This is a genomic window from Rhodococcus sp. BP22 (assembly GCF_014281965.1).
GTDB lineage: Bacteria > Actinomycetota > Actinomycetes > Mycobacteriales > Mycobacteriaceae > Rhodococcoides.
In genome coordinates, this window is record NZ_JACFTB010000001.1 from 932,957 (window position 1) to 951,819 (window position 18,863).

At 60.1% G+C, this 18,863-nt stretch carries 13 protein-coding genes; 7 read left to right on the forward strand and 6 right to left on the reverse strand.

Annotated features, from left to right (window positions below; genetic code table 11):
* Positions 1-3 precede the first annotated feature (3 nt).
* From rplW to rpsJ, 4 genes are read right to left on the reverse strand one after another with little or no spacing between them, the layout of a single operon-like run.
* The gene (gene rplW / locus H2510_RS04380; RefSeq protein ID WP_027496310.1) at positions 4-309 is read right to left on the reverse strand and encodes a 50S ribosomal protein L23; all 306 of its coding nucleotides are present in this window, start codon (positions 307-309) and stop codon (positions 4-6) included.
* The gene (gene rplD / locus H2510_RS04385) at positions 306-983 is read right to left on the reverse strand and encodes a 50S ribosomal protein L4 (RefSeq protein ID WP_186627026.1); all 678 of its coding nucleotides are present in this window, start codon (positions 981-983) and stop codon (positions 306-308) included. The genes rplW and rplD overlap by 4 nt, the downstream gene beginning before the upstream one ends.
* Positions 980-1,645 carry a 50S ribosomal protein L3 gene (gene rplC, locus H2510_RS04390; RefSeq protein ID WP_088943058.1) on the reverse strand — a complete coding sequence of 222 codons (666 nt, stop codon included), beginning with the start codon at positions 1,643-1,645 and terminating at the stop codon, positions 980-982. Before rplC ends, rplD begins: the two co-directional genes overlap by 4 nt.
* A 14-nt stretch (positions 1,646-1,659) precedes the next feature.
* Entirely contained in the window at positions 1,660-1,965 is a 306-nt protein-coding gene (gene rpsJ / locus H2510_RS04395; protein WP_003938093.1) for a 30S ribosomal protein S10, read from the reverse strand.
* A 507-nt stretch (positions 1,966-2,472) separates the two neighbouring features.
* Between rpsJ and H2510_RS04400 the strand changes: the two genes are divergently transcribed.
* From H2510_RS04400 to H2510_RS04430, 7 genes are all read left to right on the forward strand, one after another.
* Positions 2,473-2,976, forward strand: coding sequence for a hotdog fold domain-containing protein (locus H2510_RS04400; RefSeq protein ID WP_186627027.1), 504 nt, complete (start codon positions 2,473-2,475; stop codon positions 2,974-2,976).
* A gap of 36 nt (positions 2,977-3,012) precedes the next feature.
* Positions 3,013-3,909 (forward strand): prephenate dehydrogenase dimerization domain-containing protein, encoded by an 897-nt coding sequence (locus H2510_RS04405; RefSeq protein ID WP_186627028.1) that lies wholly within the window; start codon positions 3,013-3,015, stop codon positions 3,907-3,909.
* Positions 3,906-4,859, forward strand: coding sequence for a diiron oxygenase (locus tag H2510_RS04410; RefSeq protein WP_186627029.1), 954 nt, complete (start codon positions 3,906-3,908; stop codon positions 4,857-4,859). Before H2510_RS04405 ends, H2510_RS04410 begins: the two co-directional genes overlap by 4 nt.
* 134 nt (positions 4,860-4,993) lie before the next feature.
* Entirely contained in the window at positions 4,994-6,037 is a 1,044-nt protein-coding gene (locus tag H2510_RS04415) for an ATP-binding cassette domain-containing protein (RefSeq protein ID WP_186627030.1), read from the forward strand.
* Entirely contained in the window at positions 6,034-6,879 is an 846-nt protein-coding gene (locus H2510_RS04420) for an ABC transporter permease (RefSeq protein WP_186627031.1), read from the forward strand. Before H2510_RS04415 ends, H2510_RS04420 begins: the two co-directional genes overlap by 4 nt.
* On the forward strand, positions 6,876-7,733 hold the full coding sequence (locus H2510_RS04425) for an ABC transporter permease (RefSeq protein WP_186627032.1): 858 nt from the start codon (positions 6,876-6,878) through the stop codon (positions 7,731-7,733). The genes H2510_RS04420 and H2510_RS04425 overlap by 4 nt, the downstream gene beginning before the upstream one ends.
* Before the next feature lie 152 nt (positions 7,734-7,885).
* Positions 7,886-8,854: a triacylglycerol lipase gene (locus H2510_RS04430; protein WP_186627033.1), complete on the forward strand. Its 969-nt coding sequence runs from the start codon at positions 7,886-7,888 to the stop codon at positions 8,852-8,854.
* Between the two features lie 93 nt (positions 8,855-8,947).
* Here H2510_RS04430 and H2510_RS04435 read toward each other — a convergent pair whose 3' ends face one another.
* Positions 8,948-10,009: an alpha/beta hydrolase family protein gene (locus H2510_RS04435; protein ID WP_186627034.1), complete on the reverse strand. Its 1,062-nt coding sequence runs from the start codon at positions 10,007-10,009 to the stop codon at positions 8,948-8,950.
* Between the two features lie 106 nt (positions 10,010-10,115).
* Positions 10,116-18,848, reverse strand: coding sequence for a non-ribosomal peptide synthetase (locus H2510_RS04440; RefSeq protein ID WP_315901217.1), 8,733 nt, complete (start codon positions 18,846-18,848; stop codon positions 10,116-10,118).
* Positions 18,849-18,863: the final 15 nt, after the last annotated feature.

Consider the following 18,863-nt stretch of genomic DNA (forward strand, 5'->3'; position numbering starts at 1 on the left):
CGCTTACGCGACCGGACCTCCGAAGATCTCGATGGGCTTGCTGTCGGCGGAGAGCGTTACGAGCGCGCGCTTGGTGTCCTTGCGCTTGCCGTAACCGAATCGGGTCCGCTTGCGCTTGCCCTGACGGTTCATCGTATTGACGCTGGTCACGGTGACGTCGAAAATCTTCTCGACGGCGATCTTGATCTGCGTCTTGTTCGAGTCCGGGTGCACCAGGAAGGTGTACGTTCCTTCTTCGATCAGCCCATAGGACTTCTCGGAGATGACCGGCGCCAGCAAGATGTCGCGGGGATCGGCGATGGTGGTCACTTGCTATCCTCCTCGTTCTTCGCAGGACCTGCGATGAACGTATTCAGCGCTTCCACGCTGAAGATGACGTCATCAGCTTCGAGCACGTCGTACGTGTTGAGCTGGTCGGGTGCGATGGGATGCACGCCGTCCAGGTTCTGGACGCTCTTCCACGCTGCGGTGTCTTCACGGCCGACGACGAGCAGGACCTTTTTACGGTCCGAGATCTCGGCGAGGAACGCCATGGCACCCTTTGTGGAAGGAACCTGCCCTGCAACCAGTTCGGTGATGACGTGAATGCGCTCGCTGCGAGCCCGATCGGAGAGGGCACCGCGCAGAGCGGCAGCCTTCATCTTCTTGGGTGTGCGCTGGCTGTAGTCACGTGGCTTCGGACCGTGGACCGTGCCACCGCCGACGAACTGAGGTGCACGTGTCGAACCCTGACGGGCGCGACCGGTTCCCTTCTGACGGTATGGCTTCTTGCCGCCACCGCGAACCTCGCCACGAGTCTTCGTGGAGTGGGTTCCCTGACGAGCTGCTGCGAGCTGCGCAACGACGACCTGATGCAGGAGCGCGATGTTGGCAGGCGCGTCGAAGATCGCGGCAGGCAGATCAACGGTTCCGTTGGTCTTGCCGCCGAGCTCCTTGACGTTCAGCGTCAGGTTGGTTTCGGTCTTCTTGTCGAGGCTGGTCATGCCCGTGCACCACCCTTCAATGCAGACTTGACGATCACGACGTTGCCGCGACGGCCCGGGATTGCTCCCTTGATCAGCAGAAGCCCGTTCTCGCTGTCCACCTTGTGGACCGAGAGGTTCTGCGTGGTTACGCGATCGCCGCCCATACGTCCGGACATACGCATTCCCTTGAATACGCGACCCGGAGTGGCGCAGCCACCGATAGATCCTGGGCGACGGTGCACAGCCTGTGTACCGTGGCTGGCTCCCTGACCCTTGAAGCCGTGACGCTTCATGGTTCCGGCGAAGCCCTTGCCCTTGCTGGTGCCGGTGACGTCGACGTATGCGCCGTCCTCGAACACTGCAGCGGTGAGCTCCTGGCCTACCTCGAACTTGGAGGCATCGGCGACGCGGAACTCCACGACGTGACGACGGGGCGTGACGCCTGCCTTTTCGAACTGGCCGGTGATCGGCTTGTTGACCTTGCGCGGGTCGATCGCACCGAATGCGACCTGGACGGCGCTGTAGCCGTCGCGTTCCATGGTGCGGATCTGGGTGACCACATTGGGGCCTGCCTTGATCACGGTCACTGGAACGACGCGATTGTTCTCGTCGAAGACCTGGGTCATTCCGAGCTTGGTGCCCAGAATTCCTGTTGCAGGCCGATTCTTGTTATCAGTCATCGTTGTCTCCGCGCTCACTGGATGTTGACATCGACACTGGCAGGCAAATCGATGCGCATGAGCGCGTCGACCGTCTTCGGCGTCGGGTCGAGGATGTCAATGAGCCGCTTGTGAGTGCGCATCTCGAAGTGTTCGCGCGAATCCTTGTACTTGTGGGGCGAACGGATGACGCAGTACACGTTCTTTTCGGTCGGCAACGGCACCGGTCCGACGACGCGGGCACCCGTACGGGTGACCGTCTCGACGATCTTGCGTGCTGACGCATCGATCGCCTCATGGTCGTAGGCCTTGAGCCTGATGCGGATCTTTTGTCCCGCCACGCTTAGTGTCCTTTTCTTGCCGCTTGTCGTAGAACCGGCCGTTCGGCCTGCTCCACCTCGTATGCACAGTCCCCGAGTCCGGCCGACTCGGAAGCCGTCGAACTCGAACTGCCTTCGTGCTCACACGACGAACCGAACGTTGGCGATCAGGCGTTACCCGATCCGTTGCCGCTGTTCATCTGTCATGGTTCTCCGGTCCACGCGGTCGGGCGTGTCGCATTTCTACTGACACTTCGACCGTTGCTCCGTCGTCTCCAACCCTGAGGTCTTCGCTTTCGAAGCTGCAGAACCGGACGCACTCACTCGGAGTGCTGGTTCTTCGTGCTGCATTTTCGTAACACTTGATCCAACTGCTTGGAACTCACCCAGGTGCAGTCGCGAAAGACCGCGTCCCGTGTCCAGGCAACCCGACCAGTATGCCGCAGACATGGCTCGAGCACAAATCAGGTCTCGTGCACACTCACGATCAGCTTCGCGGTCGAACTTACCCAGCAGTAAGGTAGATCCATGGAAGCGACGCTACCCACCACCGGACCCACCTATCGCGCCTGGTTACGGCTCCCTCAGAACACTGTGGGATCGGCTGTGTTCTCGCTCGCGATGTGTGTACGCGTGCCATATTTCGGCTCGGTTCTCCCCCGCGTGCGCTCGATGGCACCGGGCAAATGCACCGTGACGGCTCCGAAATGGTGGGGAATCCGAAACCACCTCGGGACCTTCCATGCCATCGCCGCATGCAATCTCGCCGAAGCTGCCATGGGAATGCTCGCCGAGGCGACGGTACCGACGACCCATCGCTGGATTCCCAAGGAGATGAACGTCCGCTACCTGGCAAAAGCCACCACGTCGTTGACCGCTGTCGCACAGTTGGCAGACCTCCCCGACTTCGATGCGATCGACGAGTCCATCCAAGACGGGTTCGATCTGGTCGTACCCGTATCCGTCACCGATGCCCACGGGCTCGAAGTGGTGCACGCCGACATCACCGTCTGGATCTCCCGCAACCGTTGAGCGATGCCGGGGGCTGGAAGCGGCAATACTGCTCGTATGAAGAGGTTCGACGCGGTGGTCATCGGCGGCAACGGTGAGGTGGGGCGATTGATCGCCTCCCTACTGGCCGCTGATGGTGACACGGTGCTCACTCTCGACCCGGTTGCCCCGACCGCTGCAAGGCCTGGCATAGCGCACCTCGTCGGCGACATCGTCGACCCCGACGCCGAAGCGCGCGCGGTGCTGCGAGCCACCCCGCTGGTCGTGCTCGCGGTGCCCGAATCGGTGGCAATGGAGACCGAACTGACCTTCCTCGGCGCGCGCTCGCTGCTGGTCGAGACTCTGTCTGTCAAGTCCGGATTCGCCCGGAAGGTCGACGCCGCCGACCCGCCTGGCTCGATTCTGGGCATCAACCCCATGTTCGCGCCATCTCTCGGGATGGACGGCCGCCCAGTTGCCGCCGTGGTCCACCGCGATGGGAGCGCAGTCGAAAACTTTCTCGGACGGATCTCCGACTGGGGCGGCCGAGTCGTGCACGTCGACGCGGAACAGCACGATCGACTGGCCGCAGCGACACAGGCGCTGACCCACGCCGCTGTCCTTGCGTTCGGGTCGGCCCTGGCAAAGCTCGAAGTGGACCCGAGACTGATCGATTCTCTCGCTCCACCGCCGGCAACCACTCTGCTAGCTCTTGTCGATCGCGTCACCAGCGGTGAGCCCGCGGTGTACTGGGATGTTCAGGCCGGCAACCCCTACGCCGGGCGCGCGAGAGATGCGCTCGCCGAATCACTCCAAGAATTGAACGAGATCGTCACCTCCGAATCCGAGACCGACTTCACCTCGTTCATGGGGCAGGCCGGCGCTGCGGTCCCGAACCATACTGCGTACCGGGCTCTGTGCACCCGTCTTTTCGGTATCGTTCGTGGTAACGCACACGAGGGGGATCGATCATGATCGAGAAGCCGTCACTACCGGACTTCGACGCGGACGACGTCGTCGAGAGTGCCGTCGTGTCACGACTGGCAGGCAACTGGAACAAGCGTGCCACTGTCAAGAAGAGCGAGCCCGACCTCGACGATCTTTTCGACACCTCCAAGCACGACTACCCCGAGGCATTGATTCCGTTCGCCGATCACGATGTCTATCGCACTCTTTCGGACACGACCCGGGCAAAGTTGCGAGCTTGGGGCTGGATCGCCTTCAACAAGAACGTCATGGACGTAGAACAGCATGTCGTACATCCGGGCTTTGCCCTGCTGGCTCAGGATGCGTTCGATATCGGCATGGGTGACGTGCTGGCTGTCGCTGTCACGCAGGCCATGGTCGACGAGCAGTACCACACACTCATGCACCTGAATGCGAGCGCGCTGACGCGTCGCAAGAGGGGCTGGGCCCTGTCCGAGCGGTGCCTTCCACTCAGCGGCACAGTACGCAGAAGACACGCCACTCAGGCGAGTGCAGTCGATTCCAACGACGCTGCGCTCAACTCACTGGCATTCATGACTGTTGCCGAGATATCGATTACGTCCTACCTGAATCTGATCGAAGACAACGAACTCATTCAACCGGTCAATCGTGCCACTGTCGCGCTGCACAATCGAGATGAGTATTGCCATGCTTCGATCGCCGACGAGATGGCTGCCATTGTGTTCGAATCCTTGAATTCGGGAGATCGTCGGGTGTTTCTCGACGGTCTCGCCGACGGAATGGACGCGTTTTCGAGCACCGACTTCTCGACTTGGTCTGCAATTCTGCAGCAAGAAGGCGTCGTCGGCGGGGATTGCATGCTTCAGGAAGTCGAGACGGACGGCAGTCGCAAGCAATTGGTTCAGGACTACGGTGGAATTCGATCTTTGTGCAGGAAACTCGACGTAGAAGATGAAATCGGTATCGATTGGTCTTAGCCGCAAAATTGCGTTGGAGCGACCGGCAGGTAACGTTTCGACGGGGTGCACCCGATGAGTGACGTGAAGGATGCCCCTCACAATCTGCTCCACTGCCCTTCTGCCCGCTCCAGAACCGACCGCACGGAGTATCGATGCCCCTATCCGAGGACGTAGCTGTACTTGTGGAGGACGTCCACAAGTCGTTCGGTGACGTTCACGCCCTCCGCGGAATCAGTTTCTCGGCACCCAAGGGGACCGTTCTCGGGATTCTCGGCCCTAATGGCGCAGGTAAAACCACTGCAGTCAAGGTTCTGTCCACACTGCTCACTCCCGACACAGGCCGCGCCGTCGTCGCTGGGCACGACGTTGTCACCGATGCCGCAGCGGTACGTCGTTCGATCATGATGACCGGCCAGTACGCGGCACTCGACGACACCTTGTCCGGCCGCGAGAACATCGAGCTGTTCGGCCGTCTGATGGGTTTGGACAAGAAGGCGTCGAAGACGCGGGCACTCGCACTTCTCGAAGAGTTCGATCTGGCCGACACCGGTAAACGTCCCGTTCGGGGCTATTCCGGTGGCATGCGTCGGCGAATCGACATCGCGTGCGGTCTCGTCGTCCGTCCCCAGGTCGTGTTTTTGGACGAGCCGACTACGGGACTCGATCCCCGGAGTCGTCAAGGTGTCTGGTCGCTCGTGGAAGCGTTGAAAGCACAGGGGATCACAGTCCTGCTCACCACCCAATATCTCGAAGAAGCCGATGTATTGAGCGACAACATCATCGTCATCGACAAGGGCACCGTCATCGCTGGGGGAACCTCGGACGAGTTGAAAGCTCGAACTGGTGGCAGCTACTGCGAAGTGGTCCCCCTCGACCCTTCGCAGTTGCAGCATGTGGCCAACGTGCTCGGCGAACTCCTTCCCCCCGCAAGTCGCGTCGACCTCGGTCCGGAAGCGGTGCGACTTTCGGTCCCTGCCCCGGACGGTGCTGCAACTTTGTCCGAGATCTTGCGACGCATCGACACTGCTGGAATCGCCCTCGCCGACATCGCACTTCGCCGCCCCTCGCTCGATGATGTCTTCCTCACTCTGACCGGCCATTCACATTCGAGTGATGAGGAGGTACCGGTTTCTACCGAGGTCGGGCCGCCTGCACCACCAGCTGCCAGGACCGCGTCAGAAGTCGAGTACCGATGACGGCGACGAGTGCGCGCACGCGTGCATCCGATTCGGACCTTGTCAGCGGTTCTTCGGTGTCCACTACCTCGGTCCGACGACAGGGCCGGCCGTCCGGCTTCGTGCAGTGGCAGGTCTTGACGGCTCGAACCGTGTGGACCATGGTGCGTCACGGCGAGCTTGTGGTGGCGGTCATTGCACCGCTCATCTTCACCGTCGGCTTCTACTTGCCACTCAAGTTCGTCATGCAACTGCAGGGTATCGATTACGCCCAGTTCCTGATGCCGATCATTGTGCTCCAGGCGATGGCGTTCACAGCCATCTCGGCGTCGCAACGTGCTTCTTCCGAATCGTTGAGTGGGCTCAATACACGATTGCAGACGATGCCAGTAGTAGGTGCAGTGCCGCTGGTGTCACGAATATCCTCCGGAGTCGTCCGATCCGTGGTGTCTTTGACGGCAGCCCTCGGATTCGGATATGTCATCGGCTTCCGGTTCAGCGCGGGGTTGGGACAGGCCATTCTTTTCTGTGCGTTCGCGTTGGCGATCAGCACGATGCTCTCCGTCGGCGCCGACGCGATCGGCACTCTGTCGAAGAGTCCGGAATCGACCAGCCAAATGCTCACGCTTCCCCAGTTGATCCTCGGGATGGCCTCGTGCGGCTTCGTTCCCGAATCGGGGTTTCCCGAATGGATCCGACCCTGGGTACGGAATCAACCGATCTCTCAATTTTCGTTCTCGATGCGCGACATGGCCGAGGGCGGCGTCAGTTTCCACGTGCTGTTTCCCTCGCTCATCTGGATTTTCGGTCTGCTGGCGGTATTCATTCCCCTGGCCATGTGGGCTAGTTCGAGGCGCTCATGACTGCCTCACCCATCGCGCCCGGCAGCACCCCGCCGGTAAGCCGATTGACGTTCCCGGAACCGACACTCGACTATGCCGAGAACTCTGCCCGCGCACTGTGGGCGCACAGTCTGATTCAGTGCAAACGGCTTCTCATCCGATGGACTCGCGATCCGTCGACGATGATCCAGGCACTGCTCTACCCTGCCTTGACGCTCCTCATGTTCAGGATCGTGCTCGGCAACTCGATCTCTGCCGCAACGGGCTCACCGAGCGTGTACGGGACGGTTCCTATGATCGCGCTGGTCGGTGCGATGTTCGGATCGATCGTCAGTGCCGTCGGCTTGAAGGGCGAGAAGACGAGCGGTTTGCTCAGTCGGTTCGCGACTACGCCTACCCACCGAGCATCCGGCCTGGTCGGTCGCATGATGGCCGAAGCTATTCGGGTATTTGCAACGACGATCGTCATCGTGGCGGTAGGGATGGTTCTCGGTTTCCGCTTCAACCAGGGCATTCCTTCTGCTATTGCACTCTTGTTGCTACCGATTGCGTTCGGGATCGGCTTTGCGGTGATGGTGACTTTCCTTGCGACCATCGCAGGCGACTCACCGCTCGTCGAAGTCGTGTCCATCGCCTGCACACTGCTGATGTTCTTCAATTCGGGCTTCGTCCCAGTCGCTGCGTACCCGCCGTGGCTACAGCCCGTCGTAGCAGCTCAGCCCATGTCGTGCGCGGTCGATGCGATGCGCGGCTTATCCCTCGGCGGGCCAGTGTTGGTCCCGGTGCTGCAGACGCTCGCGTGGGCAGTCGGCATGGTGGCGGTATTTCTGTACCCCGCAATCCGAGGCTACAAGCGTGCGGCCGAGTCTGGATAGTAGGTAAAAGTTCACTTATCTAAGCTTTCAGGTTGTTTTACCTGCAACCGGCGCTGTTATCGTGAGAGACGAACCGGAGACGAACCTCGCCTCTGGTTTTTGCTTTGAGCCGCTACTTCCGAGTAGTCGAACCGAACGAAGGGTCGTTGTACGTGCCGAAACACAGAGGCAGGGTCGCCATAGCTCTCGCGTCCGCGGCGTTGATCTCACTGGGCAGTACAGCAGTTGCGACTCCGTTGGCCGCCGCGGAGGAGTCGGTTTCCCCGTTGCCACCCGAGTTCTCCGACATGGGACCGGCCCCGGCAGGTGCGAACGACTGGTCGTGCGTCCCATCGGAAGCGCACCCCCGTCCGGTGGTACTCGTGCATGGCACCGGTGCAGATATGGCCACGACGTGGCAAACGATGGCTCCTGCACTGGCCGGTGAAGGCTACTGCGTGTTTGCACTCGACTACGGCGCCGTGCAGACGCTACTCGACCCGAACCAAGTGATCTGGGGCCTCGGTGACATCCCGACTTCGGCGGCGCGTTTGGCAACGTTCATCGACGCAGTGCTTGCTCGAACGGGTTCGGCGAAGGTAGACATCGTCGGTCATTCACAGGGCGGAACGGTCGCGCGTCAGTTTCTGAAGTTCAACGGTGGCGTCGACAACGTCGATCCCTCCAAGAGCAAAGTGGAGAACCTGGTGACGCTGGGCGGCACCAATCATGGGACCAACTTCGGCGGCATCGAGCAGATGTACCTCATCCTTTCCGCAGCAGGACTGGGCCAGACCGATATCTCGGAAATGCTGTTCGGCTTGACCGGAATCGGTACCGCCGGTCGTCAGCAATTGATCGGCTCCCCCTTGTTGCAACGTCTGAACGCGGGCGGTGAAGTGGAACCAGGAGTGCGATACACGGTGGTAGGTACGAAGTTCGACAAAGTCGTCACGCCTCCCGAGCGAACTTTCCTCGATCCGAGCGGTTCGGCCGAGGTACGGAACATGTGGGTTCAGGACGGCTGTGAGTCCAACACAGTTCCGCATCAGGGCTTGACCTTCGATGACCGCGTTACCTATATCGTCCAATCCGCGCTCGATCCGACCTTCTCGACCGAGAACGCCGCCCCGTGTTCCTGACAGGACAGTAGCTGTAGATTTCCAGCGACATGAAGAAGGCCCCATCCGCAGATTTCTCGGATGGGGCCTTTCTTGTTCTCTGGATCTCTACCTTCAGACTCCGAGCGATCGTGCGAGGACGGGCCATGAGTTCTTCAGGTCGTCCTGCCAGTAGCCCCACGAGTGACTACCGGAATCACGGAAGTTGAACGTGGCCGGGATGCCGAGTTCACCCAAGCGGTCGGCCATGTTGTGGGTGCAGTAGTTCGTGGCAGCTTCGATGATTCCACCGACGATGACCTGGTTCGCCAAGGTGCCCGGCTTCCCGTTGATCTCGGGACCGTTCAAATTGTCGTACTCCCCTGGCAGTCCGTTGCCATTGGAGATGTAGAGGTCGAGGCCGCGAAGGCTTTCGGCGTGCACATAGGGATCGTTGTCAACCCACATAGGATCGTCTGTAGGCCCCCACATGTTGAGGGTATCTCCGCCACCCCAAGTCTCCGTGGTGAGCTTCACGAACTGCTGGCCGATCGGATCGCTGGTCTGCGCGCACCCGCTGTACGCGGCAACGCCCTTGTAGAGACCCGGCGCGTTGATCGCCAACTGCATGACCGATGTACCCGACGAAGACACACCAGCAATCGAATTCACACCGTTTGTGCCGAGACCGGCATCGATCAGCGGGGGAAGTTCTTCGGTGAGGAACGTGGTCCATTTGTTGATACCGAGGACCGGATCGGCCTGCTTCCAGTCGGTGTAGTAACTCCACTTGCCACCGACGGGCGAGACCACATTGACGTTTTTGTCTGCGAAGAAGTCGATCGCATCCGTGCGGAAGCGCCAGGTTGCACTGTCTTCACCGCCGCCGGCTCCGTTGAGAAGGTAAAGCGTCGGCCGAGGAACACTCGTGTCGGCCGGTCGCCATACGTCTACCGGAACTTCCTTGTCCATCGCCGCGGAGTACACGTAGACGATCAGATGCTGATCGTCCATGACCTTGGTGTGGGTGATGCGGGAACCGTCTGGGGCCGTCACCGACTCGAGTACGTCACCGGATGCGGTCAGCGGGTCTGCAGCTGCCGATGTGGCAGTTGCAAGGGGACTCACCGCAAGTGCGGCAGCGACCGCAATCAGCGCGTATCGACGCCGAATCGATCTCGGCCTTGTGAGGTTCATATAATGTTTCGCTTTCATCTCGAGTGTTCACCCACACTAGCCAAAGTGGGTGCGGTCTCCGACACCGACACATACGTGGTGCCTGTCGGGTAGAACTGGCAATCTGTTACAAATACGCATCCAAAATCGGACCTATCTCGGCCAGGGACTTTGGCGAGGTCATCTGGGAGTGAGGACCGGAAATGGGCCGCTCGATGATGTCTCCTCCTACGTATGGTCTCCATCTTTGCGCCGCACCCACCTGCGTCGGCAAATGTTCCGTAGCGCTGAAGTACAGCAGATCGCCACTGAACTCGGACGGGCGATATTCACTGATCAGCTCGGCCGAACGAACTGCACCAGCAAAGATTCGCTTCAACCGCTCACGGTCGATGACCGCCAGATCCGATGGTATCGCCTGCTGTAAGCGGTCGACGTCGGCTTCCGAGAGATTTTCCATGCTCTCGATTCCATCGACGTCGATTCCGACCTCGGCCAGCGCTTCCCGCAGCGAAATACGGAAATCTTGGACAACGAGATTGAGATGACTGTCCAGCAGGGCCACCGTCCCGACCGTCTCGCCCAACCTTTCCAGTTCGACCGCCATGGCATGTGCAATTACCCCACCCAGTGACCAACCGACCAACCGGTACGGCCCATGTGGCTGAATTCGTCGGATCTCCTGGACGTATCGAGTAGCCATCTCTTCGATCGAACGTGGGAGCTCGACATCCTCGGACAACGCTGGAGATTGAATTCCGTAGATCGGCCGCCCACTGGCCAGATGCTGTGCAAAGCCCGCATAGCACCAGGCCAAGCCGTACATCGGGTGGATGCAGAAGACAGGATCCAGATCGCCTGCACTACGGATCGGCAATACGACGGCAAGTGCAGCATCGACATTGGCGTCGAAATCGACCGTCGCCGCCAACGACTCGGAGATTCTGTTCGTCAATCCGCCCACGGTGGAATCTCCGAAGAACCACTGCACGCGCACTGCAGCACCCGTTTCGACACGAAGACGTGCGGCGGCCTGGGTGGCGCTCAAGGAATTCCCACCGAGATCGAAGAAGTCGTCGTCGATGCCAACCCTTTCCACCTCGAGCACATCACCGAACACTGCGGCGACCAACGCCTGCAGCGATGACTCCGGGGCGCGGTATTCCGCGGAAACGAACTCCGCCTTCGGCAGTCTCCGACGATCGAGCTTGCCGCTGGCGTTGAGCGGGAGCTCGTCGAGTTCGAGGATTACCGATGGAACCATGTACGACGGCAGATCCGCAGCCAGTGCCCGAGAGACGGCACGGCCATCGATCGACGATCCGGGTTCGGCCACTACGTAAGCCACCAGGAATGCACCTGAAGAAGAAGATTCGTCGTTCAGAAGAACTGCGGCCCTTGAAACTTCGGCGAGCGAGGACAAAGCAGCCTCGATTTCACCGAGTTCGACGCGCTGTCCACGCAGTTTGACCTGAAAGTCGGAACGCCCCACGTACTCCAGATACCCATGCGAGTTCCACCGAACCAGGTCACCGGTGCGATAGAGGCGTGAGCCCGGCGCGAATGGATTCGCGACGAAACGTTCAGCAGTCAATCCCGGTGCCCGGGCATAACCGCGTGCAAGCTGCGTCCCTGCGACATAAAGTTCTCCTTCCACCCCGACCGGCACACGTCGCAGGTGATGGTCCAGAACGTATACCTCCGTATTCGCAACGGGGGATCCGATCGGCACCTGCACGGTGCGGCTGTGCTCGGTCGATTCGGTCATTCGACGTCGACCGATATCGAAGGACGTCACCACCGTTGCCTCAGCAGGACCGTACCAATTGTGCAGCGCTGCAGATGAAATCGAGGCCGACTGTGCAACCTGCCGGTCGCCCAGAGCTTCGCCCGCGGCGAACAAATAGCGAAGTGAAGCCAGATCCTCACTCTGTGCCAGATCCATGAAGGCGGCCAACATCGAAGGGACGAAATGGATCGAAGTTACTTCGTGTTGGGCGACGATCTTCGAAATTTGTTCCGGATCCCGATGCGCCATCGGTGGAGCGATCACCATACTCGCGCCAGTATGCAAGGGCCAGAACAATTCCCAAACAGATATGTCGAACGTGATCGGCGTCTTGTGTAGAACGACGTCGCCGACACCGTGCGGGAAAGCACTCTGCGCCCACTGCAGCTGATTGACCATCTGACGGTGGGTCGTGACGACCCCCTTCGGCCGACCCGTCGAGCCCGAAGTGTAGATGGTGTACGCCGCATTCGACGCGCGCAACTGACCTCTGCGTTCGTGGCCACCGATGGGCCCGGCATCGAGTGCGGACACGTCGAGTGTGTCCACCTGCATCACCGGCACTGCCGTGTCGGCAACGAATCCATCGGAAACAGTCGTCAGCACCAGCATCGGACGAGAGTTCTCGATGACGTAAGCATTCCGGTCGCTCGGCTGATCGGGGTCGATCGGCACGTACGCGCCACCGGATTTGACCACGGCGTACAGGGCCACGACGAGGTCGATCGAGCGCGCCATGGCAACTGCCACGTTGTCATCGGGGCCCACACCGAACTCGATCAACCATCGAGCGAGCTTGTTGACCCGGGCATCGAATTCACCGTAGGACAGTCTTACGTCGCCGAATATCAGCGCAGTCGACTCCGTGTTGGCCGCGACGCCCGCATCGAACATCGAGACCAACGTCGTGGACCCGTCGTAGTCCGGCCGGGAAGTGGCGTTCCACAGCTCGAGGCTTGCACGCTCCTCATCGAGCAGTACATCGAGATCGTCCACCCGAGAAGAGGATTCGGATGTGAAGCTCAACAGCACCTTCTCCAGCCTTGACGCCAACGATTCGACGACGGGCCCTTGGAACACATCGCGTAGATACTTCAGCGAAATGTGCAGTCGATCGTCGAGGATCGCGATTACAGTCAAGGGATAGTGCGTTGCACTCGTGGAATCGAAGCTCGACGCCATGTTCCCTGCACCCGAATTCGCTTCCGACAGTCCTTGACCATCGACGGGTGCAGACTCGAAGACCACCAGGGAGTCGAAGAGCGTTCGCAAGCCTAGGCTTTCCTGAATGTCGCTCAGACCGAGGTAGTGATAGTCGAACAAGTCGGACTGCTCACCCTGCAACCTTCGCACGAGGTCGGCTAAGGTATCGCCGGCCTTCGTTCGGACCCGAACCGGAATTGCGTTGAGGAACAGTCCGACCATGGATTCGACACCAGCCAGCGTTGGCGGACGACCGGACACCGTAGCTCCGAACACGACGTCCTGAGAATCGGTCAACCGCCCGAGCAGCACTCCCCAGGATGCTTGAAGGACCGTGTTGACGGTAACCCCAAGCTCCGCTGCCAAACTCGTCAGCCTTCCGGTTGCCTCGGTGCTCAGTACGAACTCGACTGCACCGACACCCATCGAAATCTCGTGTGAAGGGTCGAACGGAGCCAGGATCGTGGGCTCTTGGACACCTTCCAAGGCAGTGGACCACGCCGCGACGGCCGCATTGTCGTCTCGGTCGACGAGCCATTCGAGGTAGTCCCGATAGGGCCTGACGGGCGACGCATTGGATACATCAGTGTCTGCAACATAGAGATCGAGCAGATCGCGCATCAGGATCGGTGTCGACCAGCCGTCGAACACGACGTGATGGCTGGTCACAATCAGATCCATCCGTCCGGACGGCCCGCGGACGAGAGTGAATCGAAGCAGAGGGGGTCGTCCCATATCGAAGTGCCGGGAGAGGTCATCGGCCTTGATCCGATCGAACTCAGCACCGAATTCGGCCTCGATTACCTCGGTCGAGTCGACCTCGAGCCATGGAACCTCCACGTTGTCCAGGACCAACTGGAAGGAGGTACCCGAATTGTCGACGGCGAATGCAACTCGGAGGTTTGCATGTCGATCGAGTAATCGCTGCGCGGCCCGGTGCACCCTCTCGACGTCTGCTCCGACACCCAGCTCCACAACAGACTGGGTGATGTAGACATCTATCGACGATTCGGCCGCGTGGGCATGGAAAAGCAACCCACGCTGCAGCGGTGTAAGCGGCCATACGTCTGCCAGAGCTGGGAATTCGGCTTCCCATTTGTCGATCTCGTGTTGAGATACCTCGACAAGGCCGAGGTCGGACGGCGTCAAACCACCGGCAGAAAGTTGATTCGCGTGATGACCGAGGACGTCGATAACACTCGACAAGACGGCGAGAAAACGGTCCGCCTCGTTCGAAGGGATACGGGCATTGTCGACAACGCCATCCAACACCAACGAGTCCTGGACAATTCTCAATTCGAGATCGAGCGCCGGGCGCCTGCCGCACGCCGGGCAGTAGACATCGTCGGTTCGCGAATCCGGCAGCATCCGCCACTGCAGGGGCGTCTCGTTAGGCCCACGATCGGCCGATGGCGCGGACTCTGTTCCGACGGTGCGCAGTGCGACAACCAGATGTTGTGCCTCTGAGCAGTCGTTTGCATACGGGCCTTCGAGTATCGACGAAGAGTCTCGCAGTTGTTCTTTGGCCGTCTTGATCGCGCTGGCCAGCGGGCCACCATCGCCGACGGTCAACTCGCCGAGGGACATTGGCTCGTAAATCGACTCGACGGCGTAGTGGTCGATAAGCCCCCCTACCGTGTTGGCGAGGTCGACGGATGCTTCTGCTCGTAGGTTCCGCTCGAGAACAAGGGTCGTACGGGGAGACTTCGAAAAGTCACCGTTCCAGACCTGGAGCGCCAAAGACACAGCCACGCCTAGCATTTCGTCCACAGTAGCGCGATAGAGCATTGGAAGCCTGTTCACGAGCGCACTCGCGCTTGCCGGATCGAACGAGGTCGTCGATATGGACGCCAGGGAAGCAAGGTCGGGCAAACTACTGACTTGTTCCGAGGGCGCATCGCGATCAGGCGCCGACTCGCTGTCGATCTGAAGGATCGCCCACTGCCGCACCGAAAGCGATTCCTCGACTACATGTTGGTTCGATCGACGAAAGCCGAGACCAGCATTCCGAATTCGATCGAGATCCGACGCAATCAGTGCCATGGATGCTTGATCGGCCACGAGTCGATGTGCAACGACGATCAGCCTGGCAGGCTCCAACGCCGGTGCGGTTCCAACGTCGGATTCGCACAGCCAGACGAACTGGATCGTCGTTCCGTCCTCGAGTCGAAGCCTGGACACAGCGTCATTTGCCGCCGTGCGCTCGTATTCGTCGAGCTCATCGGCCGTGACGCCCCGCGGGAACTCGACGCGAGTGAGAAGGCGGCCGGATTCGATACCATCCAGACCCAGGCAGCGCAGGCTCCAGCTTCCATCCGCCTCTTCGAACAAGGTGGATCGCAAAAAGGGGTGATCTTCGACGAGGGACTGAAGATCTTCGAACAAACGAGAGTCTTCTGCTCCGTCAGGCAACTGGAGCACCATTCGATGTGCAAGCCGATCGCGTCCGACGGCGGTTCCGACGAGCGTTCGCGCATACGGTGTCAGCGGCATAGGTCCGGTGGCGTCTACCGAGCTTCCACCGAGCGCACTGCTGATCGTCCCTACTGCGACTGCAACCCGAGCAATACCTGCAACAGTTTTGTACTCGAACACATCTCGGGGCGAAAACTCGATGCCCATCGCGTGGGCTCGGGCGACGAGCTGGATCGAGACGATGCTGTCTCCGCCGACAGCGAAGAACGAATCGTCCACACCCACACGCTCACGACCGAGCAGATCGGCGAAGATGCCGGCGATGGCAGTTTCCATGACCGTGACCGGCGGCCGATATTTCGTTGCCTCGAACTCGGGTTCGGGTAGTGCACGCCGATCCAACTTCCCGGCCGGCGTCAGTGGAATGTCGTCCAGAAACATCACGGCAGACGGAATCATGTACGGAGGCAACGCTCTGGAGATATGAGCGAGGACGGCATCCGCGTCGGCTGGCTCATTGTCCGATACGTGGGCATACGACACCAGCACGGTGTTACCCGCCGCTGTCCGGTGCCCGACGGTGACGGCGAAGTCAATCGAATCGTGCGTCGTGATGACTGCGTCGATCTCGCCCAGTTCGATCCTGAATCCATTTACCTTGACCTGGAAATCCGATCGTCCGATGTACTCGATGTCCATGTTCGAGTTCAACCGAACTACATCGCCGGTTCGGTAAAGGCGTGACCCCGCGCCGAACGGATCAGCGACGAATCGAGAGGCCGTCAATGCCGGACGACGGTGATAACCACGCGCCAAAGCTGTCCCGCCCAGATACAACTCCCCCAGCGCACCGATTGGCACCGGGCGCAAGCTCGAATCCAGTACGAAACTGCGAGTACCGGCGATCGGCTTACCGATCGTCACCGGTCCGAGAGCGTCGAGTGGCTCGCTGCAGGTCGCCACAATTGTCGACTCGCTCGGCCCGTAGGCATTGAGAAAACGGCGGTCGCCAGTGGCCCAACGAGCGACCAGTTCTGGACCGCACGCCTCGCCCCCGGACAGGACCGTCCGCAACGACATCAGGTCGGATGGGTCCACGGTAGCCAGGGCCGCCGGAGTGATGAGCGCATGAGTGACCCGTTGGGACTTCAACAACGCAGTCAGTGCCTCGCCGCCGAACGTCGATGGCGGTGCAATGACCATCGTGGACGACGCCGACACTGCCATCAGCAATTCGAAGACGGACGCATCGAAGCTGGGCGAAGCAACGTGCAACGTTCTCGACTCCGATGTCAGCCCCAACTGACGACGTTGAACCGACACGAGATCCGCTATTCCCTCATGTGTAACGATCACACCCTTCGGGCGGCCCGTCGAACCGGAGGTGTAGATGACGTAGGCAGCATTGTTTGCCGACACCGGCGACACACGATCGATCTGCTCGATCCGCTCCGCCGGGGCACGATCGCATCGAGCCTGCAGAGTTGGGTCACCGAAAACATGCCACCCGATGTCGGCAGGCATGGCATCGACGAATTCGGACGAAGTGATGCCCACTGCCACTCCGGAATCGTCGAGCATGTAACGCACCCGATCTTCCGGGTAGTTCGGATCGATCGGGACGTACGCGGCCCCTGTTTTGACCACTGCCCAGATGGTGATGATCATTTCCAACGAGCGAGGCAACGCAACGCCGACGAAAGCTTCCGGGCCTATCCCCTCGCCAATCAACACGCGGGCGAACCTATTCGAAATCTCGTCCAACTCAGCGTAAGTCAACGAGACACCCTCGAAGGTGACGGCCACGGCACTCGGATCGAGCTGCTGAGCCTGCTCTAGCACCTCAGGCAGAGAGCAAGACTCGACATTCGAAGGAACCCAGTTTCTGGTCAACGCGTGGTATTCGCTGTCACCGATGACAGAAAGCTCGCCGAGAACAGTGTTCGGACCGGCAGTCATACCTTCGAGTACTCGGGTGAGTCTCGCGCCGAATCGTTCTACCGAGCTCTCGTCGAACAAGTCACGCGCGTACGAGAAACTGCCAAGCATTCCGCTGGGATGTCCGTCGGAGTCGACGTTTTCGATCATCGACAAGGAGAGGTCGAACTTCTCGATGATCGAACCGAAATCGAACGGAGCTATGACGATGTCGCCAAGTTCGAAACTGGACCTCGGTAGGTTACCGAAGGTCAGTACGACTTGAAACAGCGGATGCCTCGACAGCGACCGCTCGACGTCGAGCGTCTCGACCACTTTCTCGAAGGGAACATCCGCGTGTGCGAATGCTTCGAGATCACGTTCCCGAGTCTGCGCCAAGAGATCTGCAACGGTCGACTGCTCACTGAGCCGACTACGCAGAACCAGGGTGTTGACGAACATACCGACCAGGTCTTCGACCTCGGGCACAGTACGGCCGGCAATCGGGGTTCCGATCGCAACGTCGTCGGACCCCGAGATACGACCGAGCAATATCGCCAATGCCGATTGAACCACCATGAACATAGTTGCGTTCGCGCTGCGCGCAAGCACGATCAGCTTCTCGTGAAGCGCGGTATCGATCGGAAAATGAACGATGCCACCAGCCGCCGTGGGATGCGCAGGGCGGGTCCGGTCAGTGGGCAGGTTCAGCTCATCAGGAAGGCCTGAAAGTGCCGTCTTCCAGTATGAAAGCTGCTGCGCAGCAATAGACTTCGAATCGTCCTCACTACCGAGAACCTCACGCTGCCACAACGCATAATCGGCATACTGCACCGCAAGAGGAGCCCACCCCGGAGCCTCGCCGGCAGAACGTGCCGTATACGCCACCATCACATCACGAGTGAGCGGGCCCATCGACCACCCGTCGGCCGAAATATGGTGCGCGACAAGAACGAGTACATGCTCATTCATGCCTGTCTGTAACAATTCGACCCGCAGCGGAACGCCCGCAGTGACGTCGAACCCGGTCGACAGCATCACTGCCACCCGACGATGCACCTCCGACTCGGGCAGAACCACCGGCACCAACGCCGGAAGGAACTGGCCGACGGGCAAAATTACCTGCTGCGCTACTCCACCGTCGGTCTCGGGATACATCGTTCGAAGCGACTCGTGGCGGGCGATCACATCGGCGATCGCCGCTCGCATCGCAGCAACATCCAGCTCACCCGACAAACGAATCGCCACCGGCACGTTGTAGGCCGGCGAAATCGAGTCGAATCGGTTCAAGAACCACATCCGCTGCTGCGCCAACGACAACGGAACAACATCCGGCCGCACCTGCGCCACCAACGCAACCCGAGCACCCGCACCCACCTGCGACTCCACCAACAACGCCAACGCACCCACCTTCGGCGCATCGAACAGAATCCGCACCGGAAGTCGCGTGTCGAGCGCCACACCCAAACGAGAAACCAACTGAGTCGCAATCAGCGAGTTACCACCGAGCTCGAAAAAGTCATCATCGAGACCCACACGCTCGAGACCGAG